This is a genomic window from Bacteroides cellulosilyticus (genome assembly GCF_020091405.1).
GTDB lineage: Bacteria > Bacteroidota > Bacteroidia > Bacteroidales > Bacteroidaceae > Bacteroides.
Map to the genome: position 1 here is coordinate 4,963,940 of NZ_CP081903.1, position 14,254 is coordinate 4,978,193.

Sequence of the window (14,254 nt, forward strand, 5' to 3'; positions counted from 1 at the left end):
AGTTATGCTGAGATGCAGCTTATCTTCTGTAAAGATAAGGAAGTTCAGCGAAAAAAATGAAAGATACTTGTCATATTTTCTACATACCGGTGTAATACGAATAACTGACCTTTGCCTGCAACTAAAAATACAGACACTATGAGATTACGTACTTTTTATTCTACCATTGTGTTATGGCTGAACCGTATTTATAATGTGTATCGTGCCCGGCATGGACAACCTTATTATTCTTTGTCACAAGCGATTAAACAAAAAGTAAAATCCGCTGTTTCTTATATTTCCGATTTTGAGAAGGAACTGGTGAAGTTTGCCCGTACACGTAAATGCGACGGTATCATTTGCAGGCACATTCATCATCCGGCAAATACTTATTATGATGATATACATTATCTTAACTCCGGTGACTGGGTGGAAACTCTTTCAGCACTCGTAGAGGATGAGGGCGAAAATTGGGAAGTGTTACGGTACGAGGATATGCTGATGAAAGAAAAGCCTGAAGAGCGCCTCTGTAGTTAAAATCGTGAGTTGTAAATTACTAAATTATAAATATAAAGATGAAAGTTCTTTTTATTGTTCAAGGAGAAGGCCGCGGTCATCTGACGCAAGCCATCACGCTGGAAGAAATACTACGGCGCAACGGGCACGAGGTAGTAGAAGTATTGGTGGGGAAGAGCAATACCCGTCGCCTGCCGGGTTTCTTCAACCGCAGCATACAGGCACCTGTGAAACGCTTTCTCAGTCCGAACTTTCTGCCTACACCTGCCAATAAGCGGGTCAGCATGTCTCGTAGTATCGCATATAATCTGATGCAGGTTCCTGCTTATCTGCGTAGCATTTGTTATATTCACCGGCGTATCCATGAAACTGATGCGGACCTCGTAATCAACTTTTATGAGTTACTGACGGGCTTGACTTATCTTTTTTTCCGCCCCTCTGTACCGCAGATCAGCGTCGGTCATCAATATCTTTTCCTGCATCATGACTTTGAGTTTCCCCAAAAGAATCCTATGAGCCTGCTGATGCTCCGTTTTTTTACACGACTCACGTGTATCGGAGCCAAAGAGAAGCTGGCTCTCTCATTCCGTCCGATGGAAACGGACGAAGAAGCGCATATACGCGTGGTACCGCCTTTACTGCGGCGCGAAGTGCTTTGTTGTGAAGCTGCTTCCGGAGAGTATGTACACGGTTATATGGTTAATGCCGGATTTGGAGAAAGTATCTCCCAGTGGCATGAGCAGCACCCTGAAGTGCCTTTGCACTTCTTCTGGGACAAACCGGATGAGCCGGAAGTGTGCCGGATGGATGAAACATTGTCATTTCATCAGTTGGATGACGAAAAATTCCTTCGCTATATGTCGGGTTGCCGGGCGTATGCCACTACGGCAGGCTTTGAATCCGTTTGTGAGGCTATGTATCTGGGTAAGCCTTTGTTGATGGTGCCAGCGCACATCGAACAGGATTGTAACGCTTATGATGCGGCACGAGGCGGAGCAGGTATTATTTCCGATAATTTTGAGGTAGACCGTTTGTTGGAGTTCGCCCGGAGTGAGTATCAACCCGAAGAGAATTTCCGTAGCTGGGTGCGTAGTTGTGAGTGGCGGTTGCTGAACTGTATAGAAACAGCGGAAGGAATAGGCTTTATAAATGATTATAAATTGATATATGAATAAGAAAATAGCCTCTGCTCCACATATAGATCGTGATTTAAGCTGGATGTATTTCAACCGTCGCATCTTGCAGGAAGCGATGAAAACGGACGTTCCTTTACTTGAGCGACTTTCCTTTCTTGGAATTTATTCGAATAATCTGGATGAATTTTTCCGTGTACGTATGGCAACCCTCAGTCGCATAGCCGAGTGTGAGGATAGAAGTTTGCGCTCGGAAAGCGAACATGCCAAGCAGCTTATCAAGCAAATCAACAAACTGAATAACAGGTATGCCCAAGAGTATGAACGGGCTATCCACGAAGTGACCGACCGCTTGCGTGAAGAGAACATCTTTCTTTTAAAGGAAACTGAGCTGGACGAAGAACAACAAATTTTTGTCAGTGACTTCTTCCGCCGCCAGCTCAGCGGTTTTGTCAGTCCCGTTTGGCTTTCTGCCGTGAAACAACTGACGGAAGCAACGGATGAGAATATCTATCTTGCCATAAAAATGCAAGTTTCCGAAGCCCGAAAGGTATCCGCTGCACGGAAATTACCGTCTCGTACCGATTATGCTCTGATAGAGCTTCCGGTTCCTGTTTGCGGACGTTTTATTCGTCTGCCCGATCGTGAAGAACGCAGTTATCTGATGTATCTGGATGATGTGATCCGTTTTTGCCTGCCGATGATTTTCTCCGGTATGGAATACGATTGCTTCGAGGCGTATGCTTTCAAGTTTACAAAAGATGCTGAAATGGAGATAGATAATGACCTGCGCAATGGCACGCTTCAGAAGATTTCGAAGGCGGTAAAGAGCCGTAAGAAAGGAGATGCCCTGCGGGTTATCTACGATGCGGAGATGCCAAAGGATTTACTAAAGAGGGTGATGAATCGCCTGAATCTGGATAAGTTGGATACTGTGCTTGGCGGAGGGCGATATCATAATCATAAAGACCTGATGGCTTTTCCCGATTGCGGGCGTTGCGATTTGAAATATCCGCGCTGGCTTCCTATATTGAAGCCGGAACTGAAAGAGAATGTGAGTTTGCTGCGTCTTATTCAGAAGCAGGACAGATATATCCATGTACCTTTCCATAGTTTTGATTACTATATCCGTGTGCTTCAGGAGGCGGCTCTTAGTAAGGATGTCAAGAGTATAAAGACGACTCTTTACCGTCTGGCAAAAGACTCTAAAGTGGTGAAAGCGCTGATTTGTGCTGCACGGAACGGTAAGAAGGTGACTGTAGTAATCGAACTCCTGGCACGTTTTGATGAAGCATCCAATATCGATTGGTCCAAAAAAATGCAGGATGCAGGCATTCATGTGATTTTTGGGGTGGAAGGGCTGAAAGTCCATTCCAAAATAACCCATATCGGAATGAAGACGGGAAGCGATATTGCTTGTATCAGTACAGGGAACTTCCATGAGGGAAATGCACGCATGTATACGGATTATATGCTGATGACGGCATCCCGTTCCGTAGTACGTGATGTAAATTCTGTGTTCACTTTTATAGAGAAGCCTTATTCGCCCGTTCATTTCAAAGAACTACTGGTATCTCCCAATGAAATGAAACTACGCTTTATCCGCCTGATTAATGATGAAATAATGAACCGGCAATCAGGGCGTCCGGCGTATATCCGCGTGAAAGTGAACCATATAACGGATTCTGCTATTGTCAAGAAGCTATATGAAGCTTCGGCTGTCGGAGTACCTGTAGATATGTTAGTGCGTGGAAATTGTTCGCTGGTAACGGGGATTCCCGGAATAAGTGATACTATCCATATCAGTGGTATTATTGACCGGTATCTGGAACATTCACGCATCTTCATCTTTGCTGCCGGTGGTGAGAATAAGACATTTATTGGTTCGGCGGACTGGATGCCCCGCAATCTCGATAATCGTATAGAAGTGATAGCTCCTGTCTACGATGCCCGGATCAAAGAAGACTTGTGGAAGGTAATAGATTTCGGCTTACATGATACTTGCCAGGGAAGTGTTGTAGATGGGACAGGGGAGAATCGTCCCTGGATGGGAGAAGATGGAAGCGGTGCGTCGTTCCGTTCACAAGAAGAATTATATAAATATTATCTTGCAGTAAATGAATTATAGTTTATCTGCATAATTTTAATAAATAGATATGCCAACTACTCATACTTGCTATGCCGCCATTGATATCGGCTCTAATGCCGTGCGGCTTTTAATTAAGAAAGTAAAAGAAGACGAGACTGTATTGAACAAGCGTCTCTCAAAAGTTTTGTTGCTTCGTGTGCCATTACGGCTTGGTTTCGATGTGTTTTCTTTAGGCGAAGTGTCCGAAACGAAGGCTGTAAAGCTACGCCGGTTAATGAAAGCTTTCCGCCAACTGATGAAGATTTATGATGTGACGGATTACCGTGCTTGCGCCACTTCGGCCATGCGGGATGCCCGTAATGGGAAATCCATTATCAAGAAGATATTGAAAGATACCGGTATCTCTATTGAAGTCATTGACGGTCAGGAAGAAGCTAGAATGATCTACAACAACCATATCGAGTGTATGGCCGACCGTACAGGTAATTATATTTATGTAGATGTCGGTGGTGGCAGTACTGAGATCAATCTGCTAGTTGACGGAGAACTGCAACATTCCCTATCTTACAACATTGGTACGGTACGTATGCTTAGTGGCGCGGTCCGCGAGGAGGTGTGGGGACAAATGCATGATGATCTGGAGCGATTGACTGAAGGTTTGGGAGAGGTGAATATCATCGGTTCCGGTGGCAATATCAATAAGCTCTATCGATTGGCGGAGAAGAAAGATAAGAAGAAGCTGCGTTTACCCGTCACTTCGCTGCAAACTCTGTATGATAAACTGGTGCCTTTGACACCTGAACAGCGTATGGATACATTTAGTTTGAAAGCTGACCGTGCAGATGTTATAGTTCCTGCTGCCGAAATCTTTCTGACTATTGCCAAGGTGGTACATTCCGAATATATACATGTTCCGGTGATTGGATTGGCGGATGGTATTATAGATAGTTTGTATGAAAATAAAGAAGGGGAAAATTAACTTCCCCCTCTCTTTTCTTTTGCTTTTGCTGCCGCCTGGGTAGCAGTGGTTTCAGTTTCTTCGGTTTGTTCTTCGGTGTTCTTTTCCGCTTCCTTTTGTTCCATTTCCCGTCTCAGTCTTTTCAACCTCCATTTATTCCAGAACATAAGCTCTTTCCATCGGTTGAAGTCCTTCTTGAAAATGATACCGATGCCTTGCGTTGTCAGATTGGTCCTTGTGTAATAGCGGTCGTTCGTCTCATTATACGCTTTCAGTCGGATATCTCCGCTACGGTTCACAAGCCATTCTGCTTCAAAGTCACCTACAAAGTTTGTATTTGCCATCGGATTGTCGCGGTATCCGAAGTTACCATTGATAAGCAGACGATTGTTCAGTAATTGCCCCGATAGCATTCCTTCGAATTCCATATCCGTCCAGCCTTTTTCTCCAGTGCTGAGGTTGGTACCTATATTCCAGTTGTTACTATTAATAATGTTGGAAAGTGCATTATTTAGTTGTCCCGAAAGGGTGGATGAAAGCACAGAAGTCATCATATTCGAGTTTTGTGTGGCATCTACATTCTCGGGTGTATAGAATTTGCCGATACCTAACAGATAGAGAATCTGCATATTCATTTGTTCGTCCGTTGAAATGTAGTTACGGATAAGGGCTTGCACTTCATCCCGTTCATTAGGCACTTCCAGACTTAATTTGATGTCAGGAGAAGTTAGTTGTCCCGTCAGGTTCATGATACAGTTTACACGGATACTCGTTGGAATTCCGTAGTTGCTTACATTCGGTACCAAGTCATTCAAGGATGCGGAATTCACCATATAACTTGCTTGGATATCCATGGTGGCATCCAACGGAGGACCGTTGAAACTGATAGTACTTCCATCTTTGATGGTAAAGTCCTTGCGTATTACCTCTTGCAGGCTGAATTTATAAACTCCCTGACTGATACGATAATTACCGAACATCTTCACATCGTCAGCCTTGTTATAAAATTCCGTGCGGATATTTCCGGATCCTCGTCCACTGATGTAATCACCGGCGATGGGATCCATCACTATCTTCATGCTTGCATCCGGTGTCGCTTCTACAAGCAGGTTCAGGCGGATATCCGTGTCACTTTCTTCCTCCTGCTGTATCTCCTGTTGCGCCAGTTCATAGTCGGAAATCAGATTGATAGAATCCAGCACAGCCCGGCGCGGTGTCTTGTCCACGAATTTGATGAATTGGTTGCTGGCGGCTGAAGATACATTATCCTTTATATATACGAAGTTGGTATTCCGGTTGGTCGTCATGGCTACATCGATATTGACTCCATCCCTTGCGTTACCTGCTATCAGGGCATTCCCCGTTCCGTATACCGTTCCATAAAAAGGAAAATCCAGTGACTCCTTCGTATTCATTACCAGCATGTTGTTCACTCCAAACTGGAAATGGTATTCCAGGTTCTTGAAGTGCTCATAATGCAGATAACCGTCTACATGTCCTTGATTGCCTTGTGTATCGAATATCCGGTTATCTTGGAAAGTCAGCCCATTCGGTTCTATACGAATACTGTCTTTTATAAAGAAAGTGGTATTCAGTACGTCTACCTTCATGGAAGCATTGCCAAGTACGCGCCCTTCCATGGTGAGCCCTTTGAATTTGCCATAGAAATGTACGTGACCGCTGGCACGTCCGTTAAATTCAGGTGTGATACTGCTCATGTAGTGTTCTATGAACTTTAGATTGGTGTTGTCAGCTTCAATCTGTAAGTCAAGCGCACTTTTAGGTTTTATGGGATATATGTAGCCATATACATGACTTTTGGCTGTATCTTTTTCATGGATATGGGCATCGAGATAGATGCCTTCTACTTCATGATGCCATTCTCCGTGAATGTTGGCATCGCCCAATAAACCGTCATTTAGTCCAAGGCCCCGGATGAAAAGGTCAGTATACATAACAGGCTTCTCCAATACTCCGCTGGCATAGGCAGGACCAGTAGCTTCTCCTTTAAAATTCACTCCAAGGTCGGCAATATCAAATACGTAGCCTATATTGATATCTTTTAAATCCAGGCGTACCGTATCCTGAGGTTGTTTTGAGATAGTTCCGTTGATGCGCAGGTATCGGTCTTTATGGCTGAAATAAAAATCGTCTATATATATCTTTCCGGAGTCGATTACCACTTTTGACGGATGTATTTCCCATAAAGTGTCATTCAGGATAATATCCGTTTTTTGAACATCGACGACAGTTTTCAAAGCCGGAATACTCTTGTTTGAGCGGGAACGCTTTTTGCTCTGATCCTCAGCTTGTGTGCGGATGAAATGTGTAGCAGCAGCTAATTTGCCACTATATGTGACAGCGCTACTGTTTCCCCAATTCAAAGAGGTCTGAATAAGGTCATCTTTGGCTTGTGCATCTAACGATACGTTGATGGAACCTTCCGGTTTGCGATTGCTGAATCGTACACGTGCATGAAATTTATCACCGGGATTCTCACACAAGATCATACCCGATTCAAGGAACTTGTCTCCATAGCGCAGACGCGGGAAATATCCTTCTACTCGCAGGCGCTGTGCTTTGTCATTAAAGTATCCTTTTAGGGTAGAATGTGTATAGACCTTAACCGGAATATTAAAAATGGTGGAGAATAAATCCGTATTAAAGATATTTATGTCGAAATGGAAGTTATTCTCACTTTCTATAGGGGTTTTGTCCGGCAATATTAGAGCAGGAATATATCTTCGCATGATGTTCAGTACACTGGCGGGCAGTGTACGATAGGAATAATCTCCTTCAATACTTGCATTCAGGAAATTAGAGGCTATTTTTAATTGTTTATGCGATTCGTCTTCCCGGGTGGCGGTTATTTTTAAGTTGTCCAGAAAATAGTTTCTATCGGGTGCTGTGAATTGCAGGCTGTCAATATTGATCTCTCCATTCATTTCATCGATGGAACCACCGGTGAAATCAGCCGTTAACTGAATAGAAACTGCCGTATCTTCATATTTAGGTGTCAGGTGAAGCTCGTGGGGGCGTACATTACGGATATCGGCATGGAAATTAAAAGTCGGTACACGGCTGGCTGTATTAATGCTACCATTTAGCAGAACAGAACCGTTTTCGTCATCCAATGCTACCTTTCCGTTGAAACCGCCTTGTTTATATTCTCCGTCGAGTGTGATGTTCTCATAGTTATAATCACTATAGTCGATGGAAGCGATTAATCCCTTCATTATTATGGAAGGATATTGCTTTTCGTAGTGGCTGCCTTCGACTTTGAGATTGAATGTGACCTTTCCTAACTGGTCGTTTGCCAGCATATTGCCTAATTCAAACTCTTCTGTCTTTACTGCACCCGAATAAGAAAAATAACCTTTTTCTTTATTTGAACTTAATTTTAAGTCGGTCTTGATAGAACCTATATCGGTACGCACCAGACCATAAGTTACAATATCTGTGAAATATCCCGAGACTTCCCCATTAAACGAGATGGTGCCTAAGCGTTGCAGTACCGGAGGAACACCTTCGTAGTTCTTACTTAAATTGCGAACGAAAAATGCAATGCCTTCCGGATCAGCATATAAACTGGAAAGGTTGCCGAATACGAATGCATCCTGAGGATGCGACAGGTCTTGCAAAGAAACATCTCCCCTTAAATGAAAATGTTGGTTTCCTGTAATCGACAAATGAGGACAATTCAACTGATTGATAGTACCGTTAGCTTCCAAAGCCACTTGCAAATTTTCCTTGAAAGGGGAAAAGGCCGGAACAAAGGGGGCGAGGTCACAAAGAGTAATGTCCGAAGGCAATATCCGCAAGGAAAAGCGTACATCATTGGTAAAGTTTCTAAAAGCTCCCAAACTGTCATACTCCATACGGATGGTATCCATTGCAAGCGAAGTATTCGGCAAATCAATCGCGAAGTTCTCAATGCTCATCTTCTGATTGTTTGCTACAATCTTGAGACTTAGTTTTTTTAACTCAAAACCGGAATTTTCTTCTTCAATGCTCAGGCGCTTCACTGCTGCATTGACAGAGTCATTTTGGAGCGCTTTCAACGAGATATTGGCGATGATGTTTCGTAGCTGTATATGCTGTGCATTGAATTTTCCGGGCGTCTCTTCTGCCGACAATACGTTATAAGACATCTTACCGCGTCGTATCAGTAACGAGTTGATACGTATGTCCAGATTACTTTCCTTTTTGATGGTATCTTTAGAGGCAAATGCATCGAGTACGAACTGGAAGTTAGGTATGTCTTCCGGTGTCTTTTTTTCCAGGTTGATGTTGAAGCCGAATAACTGTACGTTACTGATCGATACTTTGCCCTTGAACAAGGGAAGTATATCGAATTTTGCAGAAAGGCGGGATACTTTTAGCATTTCCTTGCCTGACTGGTCGTTTAACAATAAATCGTCAATAATAATGCGGTTCAGTAGTCCCATATTGATCCGCCCGATGGTTAGTTGTGTACCCAGTACATTAGCCAGTTCGTTCGCAACGAGCACAGATATTTGTCGCTGAACGTAAGGAATGTTCAACAACAATATAGTCCCGATATACAAACTAAGTATAATACCGAGCACCCAGCGAACTGTCTTCTTTAACTTTCTGATAGGCGGTTTGTTTGAATTAGCCAACAAAAATATGAAATAATACGTTATCAATCCTACTTTTATCACTACTTTTGCAGCGTTTAAACGTAAATAACGATATGAGTACAATAATTTTAGGAATAGAAAGCTCTTGTGACGACACCTCTGCTGCCGTCATCAAAGATGGGTATCTGCTATCGAATGTCGTTTCCAGTCAGGCGGTGCACGAGGCCTATGGCGGTGTGGTTCCCGAATTAGCTTCACGTGCACATCAGCAAAACATCGTTCCAGTGGTTCATGAAGCATTAAAACGTGCCGGAGTAACTAAAGAAGAATTGAGTGCGGTGGCGTTTACAAGAGGACCGGGATTGATGGGTTCTTTGTTGGTAGGCGTGTCGTTTGCCAAAGGCTTTGCCCGTTCCTTAGGTGTCCCAATGATTGATGTTAATCACTTGACTGGTCATGTGTTAGCTCATTTTATTAAAGCAGAAGGTGAGGATGCTATTCAGCCTGAATTTCCTTTCCTTTGCTTGCTTGTATCAGGGGGAAATTCACAGATTATCCTGGTGAAGGCATACAATGACATGGAGATTTTGGGTCAGACAATTGATGATGCTGCAGGGGAAGCTATTGATAAGTGTTCGAAAGTGATGGGGCTTGGGTATCCCGGTGGTCCGATTATCGATAAACTGGCTCGCCAGGGCAATCCGAAGGCTTTTACTTTCAGTAAACCTCATATTCCCGGATTAGATTATAGTTTCAGTGGTTTGAAAACCTCATTTTTGTATTCTTTACGTGATTGGATGAAGGAAGATCCTGATTTCATCGAACATCATAAGGTTGATCTGGCTGCTTCACTCGAAGCTACTGTTGTAGATATTCTGATGGACAAACTTCGTAAGGCTGCAAAGGAATATAAGATTAAGCAAGTAGCCGTGGCTGGTGGGGTTTCTGCTAATAACGGCCTGCGTAATGCTTTCCGTGAACATGCTGAAAAGTATGGATGGAAGATATTTATCCCTAAATTCAGCTATACAACAGATAATGCTGCCATGATTGCCATTACCGGTTATTTTAAATATCAGGATAAGGATTTCTGTTCGATAGATGCGCCGGCTTATTCGCGTGTCACATTGAAGTGAAAGGAGTTTTAGAACATTTCTTTGTCCGCACCGCACTCGGTTCGTGTCTGGGCCGTACCTGCTCCGTATCTGCTCCAAAGCTATAGATACGGAGCAAATACGGTCCGGATACGGGCCTGGTAATATCAGCAGGAAAAATAGAACAAAAATATAAATTATATATAATAAGGTATATGAAACTGGAAGAAGAGGTCGGGGAATTACTAAAATCGAAGAATTTATCCCTTTCCACCGCAGAAAGTTGTACAGGAGGAGGTGTTGCTGCTTTAGTGACTTCTGTTCCGGGAAGTTCGGAATACTTCAATGGGGGAATTGTGGCTTATTCCAATGAGGTAAAGATATCTCTGCTTCATGTTTCTGCTGAAACATTGGAAAGGCATGGAGCCGTCAGTCAGGAAACAGTGATTGAAATGGTGAAAGGTGCGATGAAAGCATTGAAAACGGATTGTGCTGTTGCCACATCCGGGATCGCCGGCCCGGGAGGAGGTACATCTGAAAAACCTGTCGGAACAGTGTGGATTGCGGCTGCCTATAAAAATGAAATTGTAACTTTCAAACAAAAGGGGGATGACGGAAGAGCCAGGAATGTGCAAAATGCTATCCAGAATGCTTTAAAGATGCTCCATATATGCTTAAAATGAAGAAAAAATGCTATCAGACAGTGAATTATTTTATGAAAAACTTGTTTGGTATCGATAAAAGTACTTACTTTGCGCTCTGTTTGAAATAAGTATAGATAAAAACTATAAAAATAAGATAGAAATGTCGAAGATTTGTCAAATTACCGGAAAGAAAGCCATGATTGGCAACAATGTTTCACACTCAAAGAGAAGAACTAAGAGAACCTTTGATTTGAACTTGTTTAACAAGAAGTTCTACTATGTAGAGCAAGATTGCTGGATCAGCCTTAGCATTTGTGCTAACGGTCTGCGTATTATTAATAAGAAAGGACTGGACGCTGCTTTGAACGATGCAGTAGCAAAAGGTTATTGTGATTGGAAAAGCATTAAAGTAATTGGCTAAAAGTAGAGGAGAATACTGATTATGGCAAAGAAAGCAAAAGGTAACAGAGTACAGGTGATTCTGGAATGCACAGAACACAAAGATAGTGGTATGCCGGGAACCTCTCGTTATATCACTACAAAAAACAGAAAGAATACAACTGAAAGATTGGAATTGAAGAAATACAACCCGATCCTGAAGAGAGTAACAGTACATAAAGAAATTAAATAATAAGGTATAACCCATGGCAAAGAAAACTGTAGCAAGTTTGCACGAAGGTTCTAAAGAAGGTCGTGCTTATACAAAGGTTATCAAGATGGTTAAGTCACCCAAAACTGGTGCTTACACTTTTGATGAACAGATGGTATTGAACGAAAAAGTGCAAGACTTTTTCAAGAAATAAGATAGTCCGTCGAAAGACGTTTGAATATAAAATCCTCTTATCGTATTCCGATAAGGGGATTTTTTTTGTACTTTATCCCTGTACTTTCATTACTTTGTTATATCTTTGTGGCATAATGTATTGTATTAATAGATAGAATATGGGATTTTTTAGTTTTTTCTCAAAAGATAAAAAGGAAACATTAGATAAAGGATTATCTAAGACAAAGGAAAGTGTGTTCGGAAAAATTGCCCGTGCTGTGGCAGGAAAGTCGAAAGTGGATGATGAAGTGCTTGATAATCTGGAAGAGGTGTTGATAACATCGGATGTAGGCGTGGAAACGACATTGAATATTATTCAACGTATAGAGAAACGCGCTGCGTTAGAGAAATATATGAATGCGCAAGAATTGAACACCATTTTGCGCGATGAAATCGCTGCCTTATTGACGGAAAATAATTCAGATGATGTGGATGACTTTGAAGCTCCGATTGAGAAGAAACCTTACGTTATTATGGTAGTGGGAGTGAATGGAGTCGGTAAAACGACTACTATTGGTAAATTGGCTTATCAATTTAAAAAAGCTGGTAAAAGTGTTTATCTGGGTGCTGCGGATACTTTCCGTGCGGCAGCTGTCGAACAATTGGATATTTGGGGAAGTCGTGTAGGAGTACCTGTAATCAAACAGAAAATGGGCGCTGATCCAGCTTCTGTGGCTTATGATACTTTGAATTCTGCTGTTGCTAATAATGCCGATGTGGTAATCATTGATACTGCCGGACGTCTTCATAATAAAGTTGGCTTGATGAACGAGTTGACTAAGATTAAGAATGTAATGAAGAAAGTGGTTCCTGATGCTCCTAATGAAGTTTTGCTGGTTTTGGACGGTTCCACCGGACAAAATGCATTTGAGCAGGCTAAACAGTTCACATTGGCTACGGAAGTGACTGCGATGGCTATTACTAAATTAGATGGCACTGCGAAAGGGGGAGTTGTTATTGGCATTTCCGATCAGTTCAAAATACCGGTAAAATACATTGGTCTGGGTGAGGGTATGGAAGATCTGCAGGTGTTCCGTAAGAAAGAATTTGTTGATTCATTGTTTGGAGAGAATGCATGAAGCGGAAAACCATTGATATTATAACGTTAGGATGTTCTAAAAACCTAGTGGACTCGGAACATTTGATGCGGCAATTGGAAGAAGCCGGATATCATGTGACTCATGATACGGAAAAGCCTGAGGGAGAAATTGCAGTGATCAATACTTGTGGTTTCATCGGTGATGCAAAGGAAGAGTCCATCAATATGATTTTGAAATTTGCACAGGCAAAGGAAGAAGGGGATTTAGAAAAATTATATGTAATGGGATGTCTTTCGGAGCGTTATCTGAAAGAATTAGCTATCGAAATTCCACAAGTAGATAAATTTTATGGTAAATTTAACTGGGCGGAGTTGCTGCAGGATCTTGGTAAGGCATATCACGAAGAGCTTCATATAGAACGTACACTTACCACTCCTAAGCACTACGCATATCTGAAAATATCAGAAGGTTGTGATCGGAAGTGTTCGTATTGTGCTATTCCTATTATTACAGGAAGACATGTCTCACGTCCGATGGAAGAGGTCTTGGATGAAGTTCGTTATCTGGTAAGTAAGGGAGTGAAAGAGTTTCAGGTTATTGCTCAGGAATTGACATATTATGGAGTGGATTTATATAAGAAGCAAATGCTCCCCGAATTAATAGAACGTATTTCTGAAGTCCCTGGTGTGGAATGGATTCGGCTGCATTATGCTTATCCGGCACATTTTCCTATGGATTTATTCCGGGTCATGCGTGAGCGTCCTAATGTGTGCAAGTATATGGATATAGCCCTTCAGCATATCAGTAATCCGATGCTGGAGAAGATGCGGCGACATGTGACTCAGGAAGAAACCTATCATCTGATAGAGCAATTCCGTAAAGAAGTACCGGGTATTCATCTGCGCACTACTTTGATGGTAGGATATCCGGGAGAAACGGAAGCTGATTTTGAGGAATTAAAAGAGTTTGTTCGTAAGGCTCGTTTCGATAGAATGGGGGCTTTTACTTATTCCGAAGAAGAAGGTACTTATGCTGCTGCACACTATGAAGATGAAATTCCTCAGGAAGTGAAACAAGCACGCCTGGATGAGTTGATGTCAATTCAGCAAGGGATTTCGGCAGAACAGAGTGCAGCAAAGGTCGGTCAATGCCTTAAAGTAATTATCGATCGTTTGGAAGGAGATTATTATATTGGCCGTACGGAATTTGACTCCCCAGAAGTAGATCCGGAAGTTCTGATAGAACAGGGTAAACAGAAATTGCTTATTGGTAACTTTTACCAGGTAGAGATTATAAATTCCGATGATTTCGACCTTTTTGGACGAGTTATTTAAATAATTTTCCTGAAGAATTTGTGTATGTGCGGAAGTTTTG

11 protein-coding genes and 1 pseudogene are annotated in these 14,254 nt (G+C 42.3%); 11 read left to right on the forward strand and 1 reads right to left on the reverse strand.

Annotated features, from left to right (window positions below; translation table 11 throughout):
• Nucleotides 1-162: 162 nt before the first annotated feature.
• From K6V21_RS18730 to K6V21_RS18745, 4 genes and pseudogenes are all read left to right on the forward strand, one after another.
• Nucleotides 163-516, forward strand: a pseudogene (locus K6V21_RS18730) (UDP-2,3-diacylglucosamine diphosphatase); the annotation flags it as partial.
• A 38-nt stretch (nucleotides 517-554) separates the two neighbouring features.
• A complete protein-coding gene (locus K6V21_RS18735; RefSeq protein ID WP_217713127.1) occupies nucleotides 555-1,670 on the forward strand; it encodes a glycosyltransferase family protein in 1,116 nt (371 codons plus the stop codon).
• The gene (locus K6V21_RS18740; protein WP_217713126.1) at nucleotides 1,663-3,756 is read left to right on the forward strand and encodes an RNA degradosome polyphosphate kinase; all 2,094 of its coding nucleotides are present in this window, start codon (nucleotides 1,663-1,665) and stop codon (nucleotides 3,754-3,756) included. Before K6V21_RS18735 ends, K6V21_RS18740 begins: the two co-directional genes overlap by 8 nt.
• Before the next feature lie 28 nt (nucleotides 3,757-3,784).
• The gene (locus tag K6V21_RS18745; RefSeq protein WP_224319522.1) at nucleotides 3,785-4,696 is read left to right on the forward strand and encodes a Ppx/GppA family phosphatase; all 912 of its coding nucleotides are present in this window, start codon (nucleotides 3,785-3,787) and stop codon (nucleotides 4,694-4,696) included.
• Here K6V21_RS18745 and K6V21_RS18750 read toward each other — a convergent pair.
• Nucleotides 4,693-9,360, reverse strand: a complete 4,668-nt coding sequence (locus tag K6V21_RS18750; protein WP_224319523.1) for a translocation/assembly module TamB — start codon at nucleotides 9,358-9,360, stop codon at nucleotides 4,693-4,695. The genes K6V21_RS18745 and K6V21_RS18750 overlap by 4 nt on opposite strands.
• A 32-nt stretch (nucleotides 9,361-9,392) precedes the next feature.
• On the opposite strand from K6V21_RS18750, the gene tsaD reads away from it, so the two are divergent.
• From tsaD to rimO, 7 genes are all read left to right on the forward strand, one after another.
• Entirely contained in the window at nucleotides 9,393-10,415 is a 1,023-nt protein-coding gene (gene tsaD, locus K6V21_RS18755) for a tRNA (adenosine(37)-N6)-threonylcarbamoyltransferase complex transferase subunit TsaD (RefSeq protein WP_217713124.1), read from the forward strand.
• Nucleotides 10,416-10,588: 173 nt separating this feature from the next.
• Entirely contained in the window at nucleotides 10,589-11,056 is a 468-nt protein-coding gene (locus tag K6V21_RS18760; RefSeq protein ID WP_224319524.1) for a CinA family protein, read from the forward strand.
• A 121-nt stretch (nucleotides 11,057-11,177) separates the two neighbouring features.
• A complete protein-coding gene (gene rpmB / locus K6V21_RS18765) occupies nucleotides 11,178-11,438 on the forward strand; it encodes a 50S ribosomal protein L28 (RefSeq protein ID WP_007214256.1) in 261 nt (86 codons plus the stop codon).
• A gap of 21 nt (nucleotides 11,439-11,459) precedes the next feature.
• Nucleotides 11,460-11,648, forward strand: a complete 189-nt coding sequence (gene rpmG / locus K6V21_RS18770; RefSeq protein WP_002560155.1) for a 50S ribosomal protein L33 — start codon at nucleotides 11,460-11,462, stop codon at nucleotides 11,646-11,648.
• A 13-nt stretch (nucleotides 11,649-11,661) separates the two neighbouring features.
• Nucleotides 11,662-11,820 (forward strand): DUF4295 domain-containing protein, encoded by a 159-nt coding sequence (locus K6V21_RS18775; protein ID WP_007214255.1) that lies wholly within the window; start codon nucleotides 11,662-11,664, stop codon nucleotides 11,818-11,820.
• 139 nt (nucleotides 11,821-11,959) lie between these two features.
• The gene (ftsY, locus tag K6V21_RS18780) at nucleotides 11,960-12,919 is read left to right on the forward strand and encodes a signal recognition particle-docking protein FtsY (RefSeq protein WP_007218572.1); all 960 of its coding nucleotides are present in this window, start codon (nucleotides 11,960-11,962) and stop codon (nucleotides 12,917-12,919) included.
• The gene (rimO, locus tag K6V21_RS18785) at nucleotides 12,916-14,214 is read left to right on the forward strand and encodes a 30S ribosomal protein S12 methylthiotransferase RimO (RefSeq protein ID WP_224319525.1); all 1,299 of its coding nucleotides are present in this window, start codon (nucleotides 12,916-12,918) and stop codon (nucleotides 14,212-14,214) included. The genes ftsY and rimO overlap by 4 nt, the downstream gene beginning before the upstream one ends.
• The last annotated feature ends 40 nt before the right edge of the window (nucleotides 14,215-14,254 follow it).

Excerpts from the sequence above, each read along its gene's own strand:
- K6V21_RS18735 (WP_217713127.1), top strand. The coding sequence starts at position 555 with ATGAAAGTTCTTTTTATTGTTCAAGGAGAAGGCCGCGGTCATCTGACG.
- K6V21_RS18740 (WP_217713126.1), top strand. The coding sequence starts at position 1,663 with ATGAATAAGAAAATAGCCTCTGCTCCACATATAGATCGTGATTTAAGC.
- K6V21_RS18745 (WP_224319522.1), top strand. The coding sequence starts at position 3,785 with ATGCCAACTACTCATACTTGCTATGCCGCCATTGATATCGGCTCTAAT.
- tsaD (WP_217713124.1), top strand. The coding sequence starts at position 9,393 with ATGAGTACAATAATTTTAGGAATAGAAAGCTCTTGTGACGACACCTCT.
- K6V21_RS18760 (WP_224319524.1), top strand. The coding sequence starts at position 10,589 with ATGAAACTGGAAGAAGAGGTCGGGGAATTACTAAAATCGAAGAATTTA.
- rpmB (WP_007214256.1), top strand. The coding sequence starts at position 11,178 with ATGTCGAAGATTTGTCAAATTACCGGAAAGAAAGCCATGATTGGCAAC.
- rpmG (WP_002560155.1), top strand. The coding sequence starts at position 11,460 with ATGGCAAAGAAAGCAAAAGGTAACAGAGTACAGGTGATTCTGGAATGC.
- K6V21_RS18775 (WP_007214255.1), top strand. The coding sequence starts at position 11,662 with ATGGCAAAGAAAACTGTAGCAAGTTTGCACGAAGGTTCTAAAGAAGGT.
- ftsY (WP_007218572.1), top strand. The coding sequence starts at position 11,960 with ATGGGATTTTTTAGTTTTTTCTCAAAAGATAAAAAGGAAACATTAGAT.
- rimO (WP_224319525.1), top strand. The coding sequence starts at position 12,916 with ATGAAGCGGAAAACCATTGATATTATAACGTTAGGATGTTCTAAAAAC.